The sequence below is a fragment of the Streptomyces sp. FH025 genome (assembly GCF_017427025.1).
GTDB lineage: Bacteria > Actinomycetota > Actinomycetes > Streptomycetales > Streptomycetaceae > Kitasatospora.
This window is the reverse complement of sequence record NZ_JAFLNG010000079.1, coordinates 1-18649: the sequence shown is the minus strand read 5'-3', so window position 1 is coordinate 18649 and position 18649 is coordinate 1. Positions and strand designations below refer to the sequence as shown.

At 72.3% G+C, this 18649-nt stretch carries 17 protein-coding genes; 16 read left to right on the top strand and 1 reads right to left on the bottom strand.

Translation table 11 applies throughout. The annotated features are described in order from the left end of the window. Positions 1 to 454: 454 nt before the first annotated feature. The 15 genes from J0670_RS08800 to J0670_RS08730 all read left to right on the top strand — a co-directional run bounded on the left by J0670_RS08800 (position 455) and on the right by J0670_RS08730 (position 18086). Complete coding sequence (locus J0670_RS08800; protein WP_207810878.1) at positions 455 to 1210, top strand: sugar phosphate nucleotidyltransferase; 756 nt, start codon at positions 455 to 457, stop codon at positions 1208 to 1210. Continuing rightward, complete coding sequence (locus J0670_RS08795) at positions 1198 to 2259, top strand: iron-containing alcohol dehydrogenase family protein (protein ID WP_207810877.1); 1062 nt, start codon at positions 1198 to 1200, stop codon at positions 2257 to 2259. Before J0670_RS08800 ends, J0670_RS08795 begins: the two co-directional genes overlap by 13 nt. 91 nt (positions 2260 to 2350) lie before the next feature. Further along, a complete protein-coding gene (locus J0670_RS08790) occupies positions 2351 to 3088 on the top strand; it encodes a CDP-alcohol phosphatidyltransferase family protein (RefSeq protein ID WP_207810881.1) in 738 nt (245 codons plus the stop codon). Further along, the gene (locus J0670_RS08785) at positions 3085 to 3984 is read left to right on the top strand and encodes a glycosyltransferase family 2 protein (RefSeq protein ID WP_207810876.1); all 900 of its coding nucleotides are present in this window, start codon (positions 3085 to 3087) and stop codon (positions 3982 to 3984) included. The genes J0670_RS08790 and J0670_RS08785 overlap by 4 nt, the downstream gene beginning before the upstream one ends. Positions 3985 to 4128: 144 nt before the next feature. Further along, a complete protein-coding gene (locus J0670_RS08780) occupies positions 4129 to 5070 on the top strand; it encodes an ABC transporter permease (protein ID WP_207810875.1) in 942 nt (313 codons plus the stop codon). Continuing rightward, positions 5063 to 5872 carry an ABC transporter ATP-binding protein gene (locus tag J0670_RS08775; RefSeq protein WP_207810874.1) on the top strand — a complete coding sequence of 270 codons (810 nt, stop codon included), beginning with the start codon at positions 5063 to 5065 and terminating at the stop codon, positions 5870 to 5872. Before J0670_RS08780 ends, J0670_RS08775 begins: the two co-directional genes overlap by 8 nt. Before the next feature lie 289 nt (positions 5873 to 6161). Further along, the gene (gene hpnC, locus J0670_RS08770; protein ID WP_207810873.1) at positions 6162 to 7109 is read left to right on the top strand and encodes a squalene synthase HpnC; all 948 of its coding nucleotides are present in this window, start codon (positions 6162 to 6164) and stop codon (positions 7107 to 7109) included. Positions 7110 to 7150: 41 nt separating this feature from the next. Further along, entirely contained in the window at positions 7151 to 8008 is an 858-nt protein-coding gene (gene hpnD, locus J0670_RS08765) for a presqualene diphosphate synthase HpnD (RefSeq protein WP_207810880.1), read from the top strand. Between the two features lie 157 nt (positions 8009 to 8165). Further along, positions 8166 to 9599: a hydroxysqualene dehydroxylase HpnE gene (gene hpnE / locus J0670_RS08760; protein WP_207810872.1), complete on the top strand. Its 1434-nt coding sequence runs from the start codon at positions 8166 to 8168 to the stop codon at positions 9597 to 9599. A 197-nt stretch (positions 9600 to 9796) separates the two neighbouring features. Next, positions 9797 to 10885, top strand: coding sequence for a polyprenyl synthetase family protein (locus J0670_RS08755; RefSeq protein ID WP_207810871.1), 1089 nt, complete (start codon positions 9797 to 9799; stop codon positions 10883 to 10885). 7 nt (positions 10886 to 10892) lie between these two features. Then, on the top strand, positions 10893 to 12974 hold the full coding sequence (gene shc / locus J0670_RS08750) for a squalene--hopene cyclase (protein WP_243436732.1): 2082 nt from the start codon (positions 10893 to 10895) through the stop codon (positions 12972 to 12974). Beyond that, positions 12971 to 13651 carry a 1-hydroxy-2-methyl-2-butenyl 4-diphosphate reductase gene (locus J0670_RS08745; RefSeq protein WP_207810870.1) on the top strand — a complete coding sequence of 227 codons (681 nt, stop codon included), beginning with the start codon at positions 12971 to 12973 and terminating at the stop codon, positions 13649 to 13651. Before shc ends, J0670_RS08745 begins: the two co-directional genes overlap by 4 nt. A gap of 2 nt (positions 13652 to 13653) precedes the next feature. Further along, complete coding sequence (hpnH, locus tag J0670_RS08740) at positions 13654 to 14682, top strand: adenosyl-hopene transferase HpnH (RefSeq protein WP_207810869.1); 1029 nt, start codon at positions 13654 to 13656, stop codon at positions 14680 to 14682. A gap of 103 nt (positions 14683 to 14785) precedes the next feature. After that, complete coding sequence (gene dxs / locus J0670_RS08735) at positions 14786 to 16696, top strand: 1-deoxy-D-xylulose-5-phosphate synthase (protein WP_207810868.1); 1911 nt, start codon at positions 14786 to 14788, stop codon at positions 16694 to 16696. Next, a complete protein-coding gene (locus tag J0670_RS08730; RefSeq protein WP_207810867.1) occupies positions 16686 to 18086 on the top strand; it encodes an aspartate aminotransferase family protein in 1401 nt (466 codons plus the stop codon). The genes dxs and J0670_RS08730 overlap by 11 nt, the downstream gene beginning before the upstream one ends. A gap of 58 nt (positions 18087 to 18144) precedes the next feature. Here J0670_RS08730 and J0670_RS08725 read toward each other — a convergent pair whose 3' ends face one another. Next, positions 18145 to 18417, bottom strand: coding sequence for a DUF6343 family protein (locus J0670_RS08725; protein WP_207810866.1), 273 nt, complete (start codon positions 18415 to 18417; stop codon positions 18145 to 18147). Here J0670_RS08725 and J0670_RS08720 point away from each other — a divergent pair. Next, positions 18416 to 18649 (top strand): I78 family peptidase inhibitor (locus J0670_RS08720; protein ID WP_307806445.1); only part of this gene is annotated, 234 nt, incomplete at its 3' end. The two genes, J0670_RS08725 and J0670_RS08720, sit on opposite strands and share 2 nt — an antisense overlap.

The window sequence follows — 18649 nt, the reverse complement described above, 5'->3', positions numbered from 1 at the left end:
TGGAGACCGACGTGACGGTCGACCCACAGGGCGCGTCCGCGACCCCCGCCGGCGCCGGCGTCGGGCTCCAGTCTGCCGTATGGGTGGCGGTGCGGGCGGGTCCCACGCACAACCGGGCGGATCATGACCAGGAGGGGTCCGGATCCGGGCACGGAACGAACCGGGACACCCACGGAAGGGTCATCCGGTCCGTAGGGGCGTTCGATGTACGTTCGAAGTGTGTTCGACCGTCGCTCCGCCGCCGGATCGTCACCTCACCGTCTCCGGGCGCGTTCGGGCTGATCGTCCGGGTCGCCTACCATCACATACGACACGCTGCCCGGATCTGTGCCGGTACCGGCGCGCCGCCGCCCGGCCGGGGCGAACACCCGGTTCGGAGGGAAGCGGCGCGGCCGTGCCCGTCGGCACGTCCCCGCGCGCACAGCACGACGCTCGACGGATCAGGAGACCCCGCATGATCGGCCTCGTTCTGGCAGCCGGCGCCGGCCGCCGGCTGCGCCCGTACACCGACACCCTTCCCAAGGCGTTGGTGCCGGTCGACGGGGAGCGGACGGTCCTGGACCTCACCCTCGGCAACTTCGCCGAGGTCGGCCTGCGCGAGGCGGCGATCGTCGTCGGCTACCGCAAGGAGGCGGTGTACGACCGCAAGGACGCCCTGGAGAGCAAGTACGGCGTCAAGCTCCACCTGGTCGAGAACGACAAGGCCGAGGAGTGGAACAACGCCTACTCGCTGTGGTGCGCCCGTGACCTGTTCTCCGAGGGCCTGCTGCTGGCCAACGGCGACACCGTCCACCCGGCCTCCGTGCAGCGCACGATGCTGGAGGGCAACCAGCGGCTGACCGAGGCCGGCACCGCGCCCGGCATCCTGCTCGCCCTCGACACGGTGAAGAAGCTCGCCGACGAGGAGATGAAGGTCGTCGTCGACCCGGCCGCCGGCATGCGCCGCATCACCAAGCTGATGGACCCGTCGGAGGCCAGCGGCGAGTACATCGGCGTCACCGTGATCAACCCGGCCGCCGCCGCCGACCTGACCGACGCGCTGCGCGCCACCTACGAGCGCGACCCGCAGCTGTACTACGAGGACGGCTACCAGGAGATGGTCGACCGGGGCCTGCGGATCGACGTGCAGCCGATCGGCGAGGTGTCCTGGGTCGAGGTCGACAACCACGACGACCTGGCGAAGGCGCGGGAGATCGCGTGCCGGTACTGACCCGACTGGTTCCGTCGCCGCTGTTCGTGGAGATCCGTTCGGGCGCGCTGGACGCGCTCGGCGGCATCCTCGCGGACCAGCGGCTGTCGGCCTCGGGCCGGATCGCGGTGGCGATCAGCAACGGCTCCGGGGCGGCCATGCGCCGCCGCCTGGAGCCGGCCCTGCCCGGTGCCGACTGGTACAACGTGGACGACGGCAGCCTGGACAGCGCGGTGCGGCTGGCCGAGGCGATGCGCGGCGGGCACTACGACGCGATCGTCGGCCTCGGCGGCGGCAAGATCATCGACGCCGCCAAGTACGCCGCCGCCCGGGTCGGCCTGCCACTGGTCGCGGTCGCCACCAACCTGGCCCACGACGGCATCTGCTCGCCGGTCTCCACCCTCGACAACGACGCCGGCCGGGGCTCGTACGGGGTGCCCAGTCCGATCGGCATCATCGTCGACCTGGACGTGATCCGGCAGGCCCCGCAGCGCTTCGTCGCGGCCGGCATCGGGGACGTCGTCTCCAACATCTCGGCCTGCGCGGACTGGGAGTTGTCACAGGCGGTCACCGGTGAACCGGTGGACGGACTGGCCGTGGCGATGGCCCGCTCGGCGGGCGAGAACCTGCTGCGGCACCCAGGGAGCACTCAGGATCAGGACCTCCTGACGGCCCTGGCCGAGGCCCTGGTACTGTCCGGCATCGCGATGAACATCGCGGGCAGCACCCGACCCTCCTCGGGCGCCTGCCACGAGATCTCGCATGCCCTGGACGTGCTGTACCCCAAGCGCTCCGCCCAGCACGGCGAACAGGTGGGCCTCGGTGCCGCGTTCGCCAGCTTCCTGCGGGGCGAGCGCGAGCTGACCGGTCTGATCGTGGAGCGCCTGGCGAGCCACGGGCTGCCGGTGACCGCTGCTCAGATCGGTTTCACCGAAGCGGAGTTCACCGAAGCGGTGCACTACGCTCCGAACACCCGACCGGGGCGCTTCACCATCCTCGAGCACCTCGATCTCTCCCCTTCCGCAATCAGGGACGCGTACGCCGACTATGTCCAAGCCGTCAACAGCTGACCCCTCCACCGCGGGTGCCGAGCGGCCCCCGGTGGACCTGACCCGCCGGCCCTCGATCGAGGAGCTGCGCGCGGTGATCCACCCGGAGGGCATGCTCCAGCGCCGTAGCGCCGAGCACTGGGCCGGGCGCCTGTACATGCGGAGGATCTCACTGCGGATCACCCGCGTGCTGTCCACCGTGACGGCGATCACGCCCAACGGCCTGACGTACCTGATGATGTTCACCGGCATCCTGGCCGGTGCCGCGCTGATCGTCCCGGGCCTCACCGGCGCGATCCTGGGCGCCCTGCTGATCCAGGTCTACCTGCTGCTGGACTGCGTGGACGGAGAGGTCGCCCGCTGGCGCCGGCAGACCTCGCTCACCGGTGTCTACCTGGACCGGGTCGGCCACTACATGTCCGAGGCGGCCCTGCTGACCGGCCTCGGCCTGCGTGCCACCGACCTGCTGCACCGCGAGGGCGGCGGCTCCCACTGGGAGTGGGCGTTCCTGGGAACGCTGGCCGCGCTCGGCGCGATCCTGATCAAGTCCGAGACCGACCTGGTGGACGTGGCCCGCGCACGCAGCGGCATGACGGCCGTCGAGGACAGTGCCTCGGTGCCGCGCTCGTCGTCGGTGGCCAAGGCCCGCCGGGCGGCGTCCTTCCTGAAGTTCCACCGCCTGGTCGGCGCGGTCGAGGCCTCGCTGTTCATCCTGGCCGCCGGGGTCGCCGACGCCGTGCACGGCGGGCTGCTGTTCACCCGGCTCGCGGTCGTGGTGCTGGCGGCGATCGCCATGCTGCAGACCGTGCTGCACCTGCTGAGCATCGTCCTTTCGAGCAGGCTGCGATGAGCGCGCAGACCACCGCGGAGAACTTCCGCCTCGGCGCCGTGATCATCACCATGGGCAACCGGCCCGCCGAGCTCAACGCCCTGATCGAGGCCGTCCGCGCCCAGGAGGGCCCGGCCGTCGAACTCGCCGTGGTCGGCAACGGCGCCCCGCTGCCCCCGCTGCCGGAGGGCGTGCGCAGCGTCGAGCTGCCGGAGAACCTCGGCATCCCGGGCGGCCGCAACGTCGGCATCGAGCTGTTCGGGCCGGACGGCCGGGACGTGGACGCCGTCCTCTTCCTGGACGACGACGGGAACCTGCCGCGCACCGACTCGGCCCGCCTGCTGCGCGAGGCCTTCGCGGGCGACCCGGAGCTGGGCATCGTGTCCTTCCGGATCGCCGACCCCGACACAGGCGTCACCCAGCGCCGCCACGTCCCCCGGCTGCGCGCCAGCGACCCGCTGCGCTCCTCCCGGGTGACCACCTTCCTGGGCGGCGCGAGCGCCGTGCGCTGCAAGGTGTTCGAGCAGGCCGGCCAGCTGCCCGCCGAGTTCTTCTACGCGCACGAGGAGACCGACCTCGCGTGGCGCGCGCTGGACGCCGGCTGGGCCATCGACTACCGGGCGGACGTGGTGCTGCACCACCCGACCACCTCCCCGGCCCGGCACGCCACCTACTTCCACAACGTGGCCCGGAACCGGGTCTGGCTGGCGCGACGGAACCTTCCGGCCCCTTTGATGCCTCTCTATCTGGGAACCTGGTTTCTGCTGACCCTGGCCCGCCGTCCCTCCCCGGAGGCGCTGAAGGCCTGGTGGGGCGGATTCCGGGCGGGCTGGCGCGAACCCTGCGGTCCGCGGCGGCCCATGCGATGGCGTACCGTTTGGCAACTGACCAGGCTGGGCCGACCTCCGATCATCTGATTCGATCAGACGATCGATCGCCACGGCCGGTGACCACACACCGGCCGGAACCTCCCCCCGTGATCCCGGTGGATCCCCATCGGCGCGAGGCCGGCGGACCCCCGCCGACCGGCCGCCCCGACCGATCCCGCGTGAAGGACGAATGTGTCGACAGTGAGTGAACCCGTCAGCCTCTCAGCCCCGAGGGGGGCGGACGCGGGCCTGACCCCCAAGCAGCTTGCGGACAAGTACGGTCTGTCGGTGAGCGGTGCCCGGCCCGGCCTGTTCGCGTACACCAAGCAGCTCTGGGCCCGGCGCCACTTCATCTGGGCCTTCGCCACCGCCCGTCTGGTGGCCCAGTACACCGATGCCAAGCTGGGCCAGCTGTGGCAGGTCGTGACCCCGCTGCTCAACTGCGCGGTGTTCTACCTGGTCTTCGGCGTCATCCTGCAGAGCAAGGACAACTTCCCGCCGAACACCTACATCGCCTGGCTCTGCATCGGCGTCTTCGTCTTCCAGTTCACCCAGAACGCGGTGCAGTCCGGCACCCGGGCGATCTCCGACAACCTCGGCCTGATCCGCGCGCTGCACTTTCCGCGCGCCAGCCTGCCGATCGCCTTCACCGTGATCCAGCTCCAGCAGCTGATGATCTCGATGGTCGTCCTGGTCATCACCGTGCTGGCCGCCGGCATCACCCCCGGCCGGACCTGGCTGCTGATCATCCCGGCGCTGTTCCTCCAGACGCTGTTCAACACCGGCGTCTCGCTGATCTTCGCCCGGATCGGCTCCAAGACCAGCGACATCTCCCAGCTGATCCCCTTCGTGATGCGCGCCTGGATGTTCCTGTCCGGTGTGATGTTCAGCATCCAGGACAAGATCCAGACCTGGCCGCACTACATCCAGACGATCATGGCCATCAACCCGGCCTCGGTCTACATGGACCTGCTGCGGCACGCCTTCGCGCCGGTCATCTACAACAAGCACCTTCCCGAGCACCAGACCCTCCCGCCGCACCAGTGGGCGTACGGCATCGCCTGGGGCGTCGGCATGTTCGTCATCGGATACGTCTTCTTCTGGAAGGCCGAGGAGGAGTACGGCCGTGGCTGACACCGACCTGACCAAGCGCGACGCCGTCCGGGACGCGGACGTGGCCCGCGAGCCCACCGTCGTCGTCGACGACGTGCACATCGTCTACCGGGTGCACGGCGCCGGCTCCGGCAAGGGCAGCGCCACCTCGGCGCTGAGCCGCATCATCTCCCGCAAGCGCGCCGCCGGCGTGCGCGAGGTGCACGCGGTGCGCGGCATCAGCTTCACCGCGTACAAGGGTGAGGCGGTCGGCCTGATCGGCTCCAACGGCTCCGGCAAGTCGACCATGCTGGCCGCCATCGCTGGCCTGCTGCCGACCGAGAAGGGCGGCATCTACACCAACGGCCAGCCCTCGCTGCTGGGTGTCAACGCGGCCCTGATGAACGAGCTCACCGGCGAGCGCAACGTCATCCTGGGCTGCCTGGCGATGGGCATGTCCCCGGCCGAGGTGAAGCGCCGCTACCAGGACATCGTCGAGTTCTCCGGGATCAACGACAAGGGCGACTTCATCTCGCTGCCGATGCGCACCTACTCCTCCGGCATGGGTGCCCGGCTGCGCTTCTCCATCGCGGCCGCCAAGGCCCACGACGTGCTGCTGATCGACGAGGCCCTGGCCACCGGTGACCAGGCCTTCCAGCAGCGCAGCAAGCGGCGGATCGAGGAGCTGCGCGAGTCCGCCGGTACGGTCTTCCTGGTCAGCCACGACAACAACTCGATCCGCGAGGTCTGCGAGCGGACCATCTGGATCGAGCACGGCGAGCTGGTCATGGACGGCCCGACCGAGGAGGTCGTCGGCCGCTACGAGCGCGGCGAGCGCCCGTAATCCCGTGGCTCTCGAGGGCCGGCTCCGGAATACTCCGGAACCGGCCCTTCGGCATGCGGTCCGCCGGTAGCCCGGGTGGCTCGCCGCCGCGGGGGTGAGCGCCCCAGTGCGCGGGCGGGGCGCTCTTCTCGGGCGCGCTCCGTGCTGTCAGGCTGTGGGGCGCGGGGGCGGTGTGCCGTACGTGACGCCCGCGCTCGGACGCGTGTCCGAGTCGGACCGGTGGTACCGAGCGGTGTAGAACGGGGGAGTGACAGCAGTGTCGGCTTCGGCCCAGCCCAGAGATACGCCGGTGAACCCTTCCGCGGGACAGACCCTGGAGAAGGCGGGGGCGGAGAACTTCCCGGTCGCCCCCTTCTTCCTGCCCGCGGCGTGGCGAGACGACCTGATGGCGGTCTACGGCTTCGCCCGGCTGGTCGACGACGCCGGCGACGGCGACCTGGCCGATCCGGCCGCCACCGCGACCCTGCTCGGGGTCGAGCAGCGGCCCCCCGTCACCCCTTCGGCGCAGCCCGGCCCGCCCGACCCGGCGGAGGTCGCCTTCCGGCTCGCCCTGCTCGACGGACTGGAGCACGACCTCGACCGGGTGTTCGAGACGGCTCTGCGCCCCGGCGGCGCCGACCGTCCCCGCCACCCGCTGATGAGCGCCCTCGTTCCGCTGGTCGACCGGCACGGCCTCACCCCGGAGCCGTTCCGCCGTCTGATCGAGGCCAACCGGGTGGACCAGACCACCACCCGCTACGCCACCTACGACGACCTGATCGGCTACTGCACCCTCTCCGCCGACCCGGTCGGCCGCCTGGTGCTGGCCATCGCGGGCGTCGCCACCCCGGAGCGGATCGTCCTCTCCGACGCCGTCTGCAGTGCCCTCCAGGTGGTCGAACACGTACAGGACGTGGCCGAGGACCTGGCCCGCGGCCGGATCTACCTCCCGACTGAGGACCTCGAACGCTTCGGCGTCACCGAGGAGGAGCTCGCGGCCCCCACCGCGACCGGAGCGGTACGGGAACTGATCGCCTTCGAGGTCGAGCGTGCCCGCACCCTGCTCGACCGCGGCGCACCATTGGTAGGTACGGTTCGGGGGAGGCTTCGACTGCTCCTGGCGGGATTCACCGCAGGCGGCTACGCGGCCCTGGCGGCCGTCGAGGACGCCGGGTACGACGTGCTCGCCCAGCAGGCGAAGCCGGACAAGCGCCGCCTCGCAGCGAAGGCGGCGGCCATCTTCGCGAAGGGAAGGTGAACGCCCGAGTGGCGGCATCACCACTGGCGTCGGCCCAGGTCATGGCGGCGTACCGGTACTGCGAGGCAGTCACCGGGCTGCAGGCGCGCAACTTCAGCTACGGCATCCGGTTGCTGCCCGAGCCCAAGCGGCTGGCCATGTCGGCCCTGTACGCGCTGGCCCGCCGGGTGGACGACATCGGCGACGGTGACCTCCCGGCCGACCGCAAGGCCGAGGCGCTGCTGAGCACCCGGGACCTGGTGGACGAGGTCCGCTCCGGCAGGGTCGCCGAGGACGACACCGACCCGATCAAGGTCGCCCTGGCCGACGCGGCCCGGCGCTTCCCGATCCCGCTCGGCGGCTTCGACGAGCTGATCGACGGCGTCGAGATGGACCTCAAGGGCGCCGAGTACCAGACGTACGAGGAGCTGAAGGTCTACTGCCGCTGCGTGGCCGGCGCGATCGGCCGGCTCTCGCTGGGCGTCTACGGCTGCGACGACCCGGAGCGCGGTGCGCACTACGCGGACACCCTGGGCCTGGCGCTGCAGCTCACCAACATCCTGCGCGACCTGCGCGAGGACGCCCTCAACGGCCGCACCTACCTGCCCACCGAGGACCTGGTCCGGTTCGGCTGCGAGCAGGGCTTCGCTCTGTCCAAGCCTCCGGTCGGCGCCGACTTCACGGGCCTGGTGGCCTTCGAGGCCGCCCGCGCCCAGGCCGCCTTCGAGGAGGGCCTGCGGCTGCTGCCGATGCTCGACCGCCGCAGTCGCGCCTGTACCGCCGCGATGGCCGGGATCTACCACCGGCTGCTCGGCCGGATCGCCGCCGATCCCGAGTCGGTGCTGCGCGGCCGGGTGTCGCTCCCGGGCTGGGAGAAGGCGTACGTCGCGCTTTCCGGGCTCGCCGGGGGGCGTTCTTGATTCTCGCCACAGTTCTGTCACGCTGTGTCAGCGGGGAATCACATCGGGGTAGAGCCGCGTTGACCACGACTGCACTGACCGCGACAGCGCCGGCCGACGGCGTGCCGGTCATGGCGACCGCCGCTCGGCGGTCCAGCGACTGCGAGGGGGAGGGCCGATGACCGGGCGAGCCGATGCCGCGCGCCCGGCCGTCGTCGTGGTCGGCGGTGGCCTGGCCGGGATCACCACCGCACTGCGGCTGGCCGAGGCCGGCCAGCGGGTCACCCTCGCCGAGGGGCGGCCCCGGCTCGGCGGTCTGGCGTTCTCCTTCCAGCGCGGCGAGCTGACCGTCGACAACGGCCAGCACGTCTTCCTGCGCTGCTGCACCGCCTACTGCGGCCTGCTGGAGCGCCTCGGCGCCACCCGGATGACCCACCTCCAGGACCGCCTGGACGTCCCGGTGCTCTCCGTCACCGGCCCCGACACGGCCCCGGTGCGCACCCTCGGGCGGCTGCGCCGGGCCGGCCTGCCCGTCCCGCTGCACCTGGCCGGCAGCCTGGCCCGCTACCCGCACCTGTCGCCGGCCGACCGCGCCCGGGTGGTCCGCGGCGCGCTCGCCCTGAAGGGGCTGGACCTCGCCGACCCGGCGCTGGACCGGCTCTCCTTCGGCGAGTGGCTGCGCCGCAACGGGCAGAACGCCGCCACCGTGGCCGCCCTGTGGGACCTGGTCGGCGTCGCGACCCTGAACGCCCGGGCCGACCAGGTGTCGCTGGCGCTCGCCGCGATGGTGTTCAAGACCGGCCTGCTCTCCGACCCGGGCGCCTCCGACATCGGCATCGCCGCCGTCCCGCTCGGCGTGATCCACCACGACCGGGCGCTCGCCGAGCTGGAAAGCGCCGGCGTGCGGGTGCTGCTGCGCGCCCGGGTCGCGGAACTCAAGCCCGCCGCTCCCCAGCACGCCGTGCGACTGGAGAGCGGGGAGCTGCTCACCGCCGACAGCGTCGTGCTGGCCGGCGCCCAGGACACCGCGGCCGCCCTGCTGCCGCCGGGAGCCCTCCCGGAGCAGGAGCGGCTGGGCGGGTTCGGCACCTCGCCGATCCTGAACGTGCACGTGGTCTACGACCGCAAGGTGCTGCGTCGGCCCTTCTTCGCCGCGCTCGGCTCCCCGGTCCAGTGGGTGTTCGACCGCACCACGCACTCCGGGCTGGCCGGCACCTCGATCGGCCGCGCCCACCCGGGCGCCCAGTACCTGGCGCTCTCGCAGTCCGCCGTCCAGGACGAGATCGACCTGCCGGTGGCCGAACTGCGCCGCCGCTACCTGCCCGAGCTGGCCCGGCTGCTCCCGGCCGCCGCCGGTGCCGAGGTGCTGGACTTCTTCGTCACCCGGGAGCGCACCGCCACCTTCGACGGGCTCCCGGGCACCGCCGCGCTGCGGCCCTCGGCCACGACCGGCGTCCCCGGCCTGCTGCTGGCCGGTGCGTGGACCGCCACCGGCTGGCCCGCGACCATGGAGGGCGCCGTGCGCAGCGGCCACGCCGCCGCCGACGCCGTGCTCGCCGCCGAGGGCGGCCGGGTGGCGGTGGACCGGGGCGACGGGAGGTGGCCCAGGTGACGGCGGGCCCCGCCGCCGGAGAGCCCGCCAGAGCCGTCGGGCGTAGCGTCGGCCTCACCGGCCGGATCGGCCGTACCGACACCGTTCGCTCCGGCACCGTTCGAACCGACACCAGCCGCACGGACACCAGCCGCACCGACAGCGCAGTAATCCGGCCGCCCCGTGCGGTCCGGCACCACGAGGAAGAGGGAAAGCACGTGGAGTCACGCACCGGCTTCGCCGTCGGAGGCACGGCGCACGCCGAACCGGTCTCGGTGCCGGAGCTGCTCGCCCGCAGCCGTACGCTCTGCAATCCGCCGCTACGGGCCGCCGTCGCCCGTCTGGCCCCACCGATGGACACCGTCGCCGCGTACCACTTCGGCTGGATCGACCGGGACGGCACCCCGGTGGAGGGCGACAGCGGCAAAGCCGTGCGTCCGGCGCTGGCGCTGCTGTCCGCCCAGGCCACCGGTGCGGCGGCCGAGGTGGGCGTGCCCGGTGGGGTCGCTGTTGAACTGGTGCACAACTTCTCCCTCCTTCATGATGATCTGATGGACGGTGACGAGACCCGGCGGCACCGGGCCACCGCCTGGACGGTGTTCGGGCCGGCCCAGGCGATCCTGGTCGGCGACGCCCTGGCGACGCTCGGCACGGAGGTGCTGCTCGACACCGCGGTGGCCGGCGGCACCAGCCCCACCGACGCCGCGCGCGCCGTCCGGCTGCTCACCACGGCGACCCGCCGGCTGATCGACGGCCAGGCCATGGACGTCGCCTTCGAGCAGAGGGACAGCGTCACCGTCGCCGAGTGCCTGGAGATGGAGGGCGGCAAGACGGCCGCGCTGCTGGCCGCCGCCTCGGCGATCGGCGCGGTGCTGGCCGGCGCCGACGACAAGGTCTCCGACGCGCTCCAGCGCTACGGCCACCACCTGGGCCTGGCGTTCCAGGCGGTGGACGACCTGCTCGGCATCTGGGGCGCGACCGAGGTCACCGGCAAGCCGCACTGGGGCGACCTGCGCCAGCGCAAGAAGTCCCTGCCGGTCGCCGCCGCGCTGGCCGAGGGCGGCGCCGCCTCGCGCCGGCTGGCCGAGCAGCTGGCGGACCCGAAGGGCCGCGGCGAGGAGAGCGAGCCCGAGCTCGCCTCCCGGGCCGCGCTGATCGAGGAGGCCGGCGGCCGGGCCTGGACCCAGGAGGAGGCCCGCCGCCAGCACACGACTGCCCTCGCCGCCCTGGACGAGGTGCCCATGTCCGACGGGGTGCGCGAGCACTTCGTCGCACTCGCCGAATTCGTGGTGGTACGAGAGAGGTGACGTTACGTTGACAGCAACCGCGGACGGCCGGCTCGACCCTGAGTACGATTCCGAGCCGGTCGCGGTGGGCGACCGCCCCCCGGCCCTGCTGGGCTCGGGGCGGTGGCAGCCCGAGGACACCGGCCGGCTCCGGCCGGCCGGTGAGGCGGACCTCCGACCCGCAGACGCGCGCGAGGCCCTGACGCGCGCCACCACCCACCTGCTCTCGCTACAGTCCTCCGAGGGCTGGTGGAAGGGCGACCTGGAGACCAACGTCACCATGGACGCCGAGGACTTACTGCTCCGCCAGTTCCTGGGCATCAGGACCGAGGAGCAGACCCGGGCCACCGCCGAGTGGATCCGCTCCCAACAGCGGGAGGACGGCACCTGGGCCACCTTCCACGGCGGACCGCCCGAACTGTCCACCACCGTCGAGGCGTACGTCGCCCTCAAGCTCGCCGGTGACGATCCGAACGCCCCGCACATGCTGGCCGCCGCGCGGTACGTCCGCTCCGCCGGGGGCATCGCGGCCGCCCGGGTGTTCACCCGGATCTGGCTCGCCCTGTTCGGCTGGTGGCCCTGGGAGCGGCTGCCCGAGATGCCGCCCGAGATCATCTTCCTGCCCAAGTGGCTGCCGCTGAACATCTACGCCTTCGGCTGCTGGGCCCGGCAGACCATCGTCCCGCTGACCGTGGTCTCCGCCCACCGCCCGGTCCGCCCGGCCCCCTTCGCGCTCACCGAGCTGCACACCGACCCGGACCACCCGTACCCCGATCGGCCGCTCGCCCCCGCCACGTCCTGGGACGGTCTGTTCGAGCGCCTCGACAAGGTGCTGCACGCCTACCACCGCCGGGCCTTCCGCCCGTTGCGCCGGCTCGCCGTCGCCCAGGCCTGCCGCTGGATCGTCGAGCGGCAGGAGGCCGACGGCTGCTGGGGCGGCATCCAGCCGCCCGCCGTCTACTCGCTGATCGCCCTGCACCTGGAGGGCTACGAGCTGGAGCACCCGGTGATGAAGGCCGGGCTCGCCTCCTTCGACCGCTTCACCGTGCACACCGAGGACGGCATGCGCTGGATGGAGGCCTGCCAGTCCCCGGTCTGGGACACCTGCCTGGCCGCCATCGCGCTGGCCGACGCCGGGGTGCCGGCCGACCACCCGGCGCTGGTCTCCGCCGTCGACTGGATGCTCGGCGAGGAGATCAGCAAGCGCGGCGACTGGTCCGTCCAGCGGCCCGGGCTCCCGGCCGGCGGCTGGGCCTTCGAGTTCGAGAACGACACCTACCCCGACATCGACGACACCGCCGAGGTGGTGCTCGCGCTGCGCCGGGTCGCCCACCCCGACCCGGACCGGGTCGACGCGGCCGTGGACCGGGGCGTGCTGTGGAACCTCGGCATGCAGTCCAAGAACGGCGCCTGGGGCGCCTTCGACGTCGACAACACCAGCATGCTGCCCAACAAGCTGCCCTTCTGCGACTTCGGCGAGGTGGTGGACCCGCCGTCCGCCGACGTCACCGCGCACGTGGTGGAGATGCTCGCCGAGACCGGCCGGGCCCGGGACCCGCGCACCAGGCGCGGCATCGAGTGGCTGCTGCGCAACCAGGAGGCGGACGGCTCCTGGTTCGGCCGCTGGGGCACCAACTACATCTACGGCACCGGCTCGGTGCTGCCCGCCCTGGTCGCGGCCGGTGTGCCGGACGAGCACCCGGCGATCCGCCGGGCGGTGCGCTGGCTGGAGGACCGGCAGAACACCGACGGCGGCTGGGGCGAGGACATGCGCTCCTACGACGACCCGGAGCGCTGGGCCGGCCGGGGCGACTCCACCGCCTCGCAGACCGCGTGGGCGCTGATGGCGCTGCTCGCCGCGGGCGAGGGCCCGGGCGGCCGGGCCAACCCGGCGGTGGAGCGCGGCGTGGACTGGCTGGTGCGCACCCAGCTGCCCGAAGGCACCTGGGACGAGCCGCAGTTCACCGGCACCGGCTTCCCGTGGGACTTCTCGATCAACTACCACCTGTACCGGCTGGTCTTCCCGGTCACCGCGCTCGGCCGTTACCTCAACGGAGGCCCGGGCACCGCGAAGCCGAGCGGCACCCGGGCGATCGGGGCGGCGCGGTGACCACCGCCCCCCTGCTGGTCCTCTGCGCGCTGGGCCCCGAGGTCTGGGCCCTGCGCGGCGGCGACTGGCGCGGCTCGGTCGGCGGTTCTCCGGTGCTGGTGCGCACCGGGGTCGGCCGACGGCGGGCCGGGCTGGCCGTCCGACGGCTGCTCAGCTCCGCGCCGCAGGGCTACGGCGCGGTCGTGGTGGCCGGCTTCGGCGCCGCGGTCGGCCCGGGCGTGGCACCGGGCGACGTGGTGGCCGCCGACGGCGTCCGGGACGCCGAGGGCCACCTGTACCCGGTCGGGTCCGGGCCGGAGCTGGCCCGGGCGCTCAAGGAGCACGGCCTGACCGTGCACACCGGGGTGCACCACACCGCCGACCACGTGGTGCGCGGCCTCGAACGGCGCGCCCTGCACCTACAGGGCGCGCTCGCCGTCGACATGGAGGCCGCCGCCGTCGTGGCCGCGCTGCGGGAGGTGCGGCCGGCGCTGCCCGTCGGCGTACTGCGGGTGGTGGTGGACACCCCCGAGCACGAGCTGCTGCGGCTCGGCACCCTCCCGGCCGGGGTGCGCGCCTGGCGGACCCTGCGGGCGACGGTACCCGCGCTGGTCGACTGGTACCGGCAGGAGCTCGAATCCGGCTCCGTGACCCTGAACCACCCCACATCCTCGACGCTCCCCCAGGAGGCGAGCTAGCCATGGCCATGCCGTTGCGCCAGACCGTGCGGGTCGGCACCTACCTGATGCAGCAGAAGCTGCTCAAGCGACGGGACAAGTTCCCGCTGATCGTCGAGCTGGAGCCACTGTTCGCCTGCAACCTCGCCTGTGAGGGCTGCGGCAAGATCCAGCACCCGGCCGGCGTCCTCAAGCAGCGGATGCCGGTCGCCCAGGCGGTCGGCGCGGTCCTGGAGTCGGGTGCCCCGATGGTCTCGATCGCCGGCGGCGAGCCGCTGATGCACCCGCAGATCGACGAGATCGTCCGGCAACTGGTCGAGCGCCGCAAGTACGTCTTCCTCTGCACCAACGCGCTGCTGCTGCGCAAGAAGATCGACAAGTTCAAGCCCTCGCCGTACTTCACCTTCGCCGTGCACATCGACGGCCTGCGCGAGCGGCACGACCAGTCGGTGGCCAAGGAGGGCACCTTCGACGAGGCGGTGGCCGCGATCAAGGAGGCCAAGCGACGGGGCTTCCGGGTCACCACCAACAGCACGTTCTTCAACACCGACACCCCGCAGACCGTCATCGAGGTGCTGGACTACCTCAACGACGAGCTGAAGGTCGACGAGATGATGATCTCCCCGGCCTACGCCTATGAGAAGGCCCCCGACCAGGAGCACTTCCTCGGCGTCGAACAGACCCGGGACCTCTTCCGCAAGGCCTTCGCCGGCGGCAACCGCAAGCGCTGGCGCCTCAACCACAGCCCGCTCTTCCTGGACTTCCTGGAGGGCAAGGCCGACTTCGAGTGCACCCCCTGGGGCATTCCCAACTACTCGCTGTTCGGCTGGCAGCGGCCCTGCTACCTGATGGCCGACGGGTACGTGCCCACCTACCGGGAGCTGGTCGAGAAGACCGACTGGAGCAAGTACGGCCGCGGCAAGGACCCGCGCTGCGACAACTGCATGGCCCACTGCGGCTACGAGCCGACCGCCGTCCTGGCGACCATGGGCTCGCTCCAGCAGTCGCTGCGCGCCATCACCGAGACCGTCAGCGCCAACCGCGGGCGCTGAGAGCCGTCCTGAGCACCCGTCCGGCCCGGGCCATCGCGCCCGGGCCGGCCCCGCCCCGCCGGGCGGAGCACCACCGCACCGCTTCGAGTCGTGAGGTGTACCCATGTCACTGCTCTCCCGCGTCACGTCCCCGGCCGAGCTGCGCAAGCTCCCCGCGGCCCAACTCCCGCTGCTCGCCGACGAGATCCGCGAATTCCTGATCGACGCCGTCACCCGCACCGGTGGCCACCTCGGGCCCAACCTGGGCGTGGTGGAGCTCACCATCGCGCTGCACCGGGTCTTCGACTCGCCGTACGACCGGATCGTCTTCGACACCGGACACCAGAGTTACGTCCACAAACTGCTCACCGGCCGCCAGGACTTCTCCAGGCTGCGGATGAAGGGCGGCCTGTCCGGCTACCCCTCGCGCGACGAGTCCGAGCACGATGTGGTCGAGAACTCGCACGCCTCCACCGCCCTGTCCTACGCCGACGGACTCGCCAAGGCCGCCGGGCTGCTCGGCCAGCACGACCGGCACACCGTCGCGGTGATCGGCGACGGCGCGCTCACCGGCGGGCTCGCCTGGGAGGCGCTCAACAACATCGCCGAGGCGCGCGACCGGCCGCTGGTCATCGTGGTCAACGACAACGAACGCTCCTACGCCAGAACCATCGGCGGGCTCGCCAACCACCTGGCCACCCTGCGCACCACCCAGGGCTACGAGCGCTTCCTCGCCCTCGGCAAGGAGGCGCTGCAACGCACCCCGCTGGTCGGCCAGCCGATCTTCGACGCGCTGCACGGCGCCAAGAAGGGCTTCAAGGACGCCTTCGCGCCGCAGGGCATGTTCGAGGACCTCGGGCTCAAGTACCTCGGCCCGATCGACGGCCACGACCTGGGCGCGGTCGAGCAGGCGCTGCGCCAGGCCCGCAACTTCGGCGGGCCGGTCATCGTGCACTGCCTGACCGTCAAGGGGCGCGGCTACCGGCCGGCCGAGCAGGACGAGGCCGACCGCTTCCACGCCGTCAACCCGATCGACCCGTACACCTGTCTGCCGATCTCGCCCAGCGCGGGCGTCTCCTGGACCTCGGTGTTCGGCGAGGAGCTGCTCGCGCTCGGCGGCGAGCGGCCCGACCTGGTGGCGATCACCGCCGCGATGCTCCAGCCGGTCGGGCTGGCGCCCTTCGCCAAGGCCTACCCGGCCAGGACCTTCGACGTCGGGATCGCCGAGCAGCACGCCGTCACCAGTGCCGCGGGCCTGGCCACCGGCGGGCTGCACCCGGTGGTGGCGGTGTACGCGACCTTCCTCAACCGGGCCTTCGACCAGGTCCTGATGGACGTCGCCCTGCACCGGCTGGGTGTCACCTTCGTGCTCGATCGCTCCGGGGTGACGGGGCCGGACGGCGCCTCGCACAACGGCATGTGGGACATGTCGATCCTCCAGGTCGTCCCCGGCCTGCGGCTGGCCGCCCCGCGCGACGCCGACCAGCTGCGCGCCCAGCTGCGCGAGGCCGTCGAGGTCGAGGACGCGCCCACGGTGGTCCGCTTCCCCAAGGGGAACGTCGGGCCGGCCGTTCCGGCGGTCGAGCGGATCGGCGGGGTGGACGTGCTGCTGCGCACCGGGCCGGAGCCGGAGATCCTGCTGGTCGCCGTCGGCACCACCGCCTCCTCCTGCCTGGACGCCGCCCGGCTGCTGCTCGCCGAGGGGTTCACCGCCACCGTGGTCGACCCGCGCTGGGTCAAGCCGGTCGACCCGGTGCTGCCCGAACTCGCCGCCGCCCACCGGCTGGTGGTCACCGTCGAGGACAACGGCCGTACCGGCGGCGTCGGTTCGGCCGTCTCCCAGGCGCTGCGCGACGCCGACGTGGACGTCCCGGTCCGCGTGCTCGGTCTGCCGCAGGAGTTCCTCGGCCACGCGGCGCGCGGGGAGATCCTGGAGGAGACCGGGCTGACCGGCACGGGGGTCGCGGCCCAGACCGCCGTCTTCGCCAAGAACCTGCTACCGACCCGAGGAGCGAACCCGCGCCATGCCGGCTGAACCAGACCGCCCCGCCTTCGACCTCGCCGCCCTCCTCGCAGAGCGAGGAGGTGAGCGCTACGAGTTGCACAGCCGCCACCTCAACCCGCAGCTGCCGAGGATGCTCCGCACCATCGGCTTCGACAAGTACTACGAGCGCGCCGAGGGCCAGTACTTCTACGACGCCGAGGGCAACGAGTACCTCGACATGCTGGCGGGCTTCGGCATCTTCGCGCTCGGCCGCCACCACCCGGTGGTGCGCTCGGCGATCCGGCAGGTGATGGACCTCGAGCTGCCGGACCTGACCCGCTTCGACTGCGCGCCGCTGCCCGGGCTGCTGGCCGAACGGCTGCTGTCGTACGCGCCCGGCCTGGACCGGGTGTTCTTCGGCAACAGCGGCACCGAGGCGGTGGAGACCGCGCTCAAGTTCGCCCGGTACGCCACCGGGCGCCCGCGCGTCCTCTACGCCGAACACGCCTTCCACGGGCTGACCACCGGCTCGCTCTCGGTCAACGGGGAGAGCGGCTTCCGCAAGGGCTTCGACCCGCTACTGCCGGACACGGCCATCCCGCTCGGCGATCTCCCCGCCTTGGCCAGGGAGTTGAAGCGCGGTGACGTCGCGGCGCTGATCGTCGAGCCGATCCAGGGCAAGGGCGTCCAGGCCGCGCCGCCCGGCTGGCTGCGCGCGGCCCAGGCCCTGTTGCACGAGCACAGGGCGCTGTTGATCTGCGACGAGGTGCAGACCGGGATCGGACGCACCGGCGAGTTCTTCGCCTACCAGCACGAGGAGGGCGTGGAACCCGATCTGGTGTGCGCCGCCAAGGCGCTCTCCGGTGGGTACGTGCCGGTCGGTGCGACGCTCGGGAAGAGCTGGATCTTCGAGAAGGTGTACTCCTCGATGGACCGGGTGCTGGTGCACTCGGCCAGCTTCGGGTCCAACGCCCAGGCGATGGCGGCGGGGCTGGCGACCCTGGAGGTGATGCGCGACGAGAAGGTGGTGGAGAACGCCCGGCAGGTCGGCGACCGGTTCCGCGAACGGCTGGCCGCACTGGTCGACGAGTACGAACTGCTCGCCGAGGTGCGCGGCCGCGGGCTGATGATCGGCATCGAGTTCGGGCGGCCCAAGTCGCTGAAGCTGCGCACCGGTTGGGCGGCGCTCCAGGCGGCGCGCAAGGGGCTGTTCGCTCAGATGGTGGTCGTCCCGTTGCTGCAGCGGCACCGGATCCTGACCCAGGTGTCCGGCGACCACCTGGAAGTGATCAAACTGATCCCGCCGCTGATCATCACCGATCGGGACGTGGACCGGTTCGTGGACGCCTTCCGCGAGATCATGGACGAGGCCCACCGGGGGAGCGGCCTGATGTGGGACTTCGGGCGGACCCTGGTGAAGCAGGCGGTGGGCAACCGGTAGCGCTGCGAGGAGTGGGAAGTCGGCCCGGCCGACTTCCCACTCCGTGGGAGACACCGCGTCAGAGCTCGGTCCGGCGACGCCGGATGACCACCACGAGATCGACGGCGGCGAACAGGGTGAGCAGGCCGAGGGCGACGGCGAAGCCGGTGAGGGTGCCCCGGCTGGGAGCCCCGTCGGCGGGGGAGAACGCCGCCCAGACGGCGAAGCCCGCGGTCGCCAGCGCGAACAGCGGGGTGAAGGTGAGCGACAGCAGGTAGCGGAGCTTGAGGTCGCTGCGGGCGGTGGCCGGCTCGGTGCCGCTGCGCCACCGTCGTGGCGTGGTACTTCGCATGGCCGTTCACCTCCGGGCCGCGCGGGTGGGGCTACGATTCCAGCGTACGTCCGAGGGACGAGCCGGGGGAGGCGCGATGACGGGGTCGGACGGCGCGGGAACGGGCGCGGTGGGACAGGACGCCGAGGGGTACGCGGGGCTGCGGATCGAGCGGGCCCGGGAACTGGCCCGGCGGCACGGCTGGGCCTCGGTCCGGGTGCTGGAGCCGGGGGCGATGATCACCATGGAGTAC

Bases quoted from the DNA above. Each gene is read 5' to 3' on its own strand.
- J0670_RS08800 (WP_207810878.1), top strand. From the start codon at position 455: ATGATCGGCCTCGTTCTGGCAGCCGGCGCCGGCCGCCGGCTGCGCCCG.
- J0670_RS08790 (WP_207810881.1), top strand. From the start codon at position 2,351: ATGCTCCAGCGCCGTAGCGCCGAGCACTGGGCCGGGCGCCTGTACATG.
- J0670_RS08785 (WP_207810876.1), top strand. From the start codon at position 3,085: ATGAGCGCGCAGACCACCGCGGAGAACTTCCGCCTCGGCGCCGTGATC.
- hpnD (WP_207810880.1), top strand. From the start codon at position 7,151: ATGGCGGCGTACCGGTACTGCGAGGCAGTCACCGGGCTGCAGGCGCGC.
- hpnE (WP_207810872.1), top strand. From the start codon at position 8,166: ATGACCGGGCGAGCCGATGCCGCGCGCCCGGCCGTCGTCGTGGTCGGC.
- hpnH (WP_207810869.1), top strand. From the start codon at position 13,654: ATGGCCATGCCGTTGCGCCAGACCGTGCGGGTCGGCACCTACCTGATG.
- dxs (WP_207810868.1), top strand. From the start codon at position 14,786: ATGTCACTGCTCTCCCGCGTCACGTCCCCGGCCGAGCTGCGCAAGCTC.
- J0670_RS08730 (WP_207810867.1), top strand. From the start codon at position 16,686: ATGCCGGCTGAACCAGACCGCCCCGCCTTCGACCTCGCCGCCCTCCTC.
- J0670_RS08725 (WP_207810866.1), bottom strand. From the start codon at position 18,417: ATGCGAAGTACCACGCCACGACGGTGGCGCAGCGGCACCGAGCCGGCC.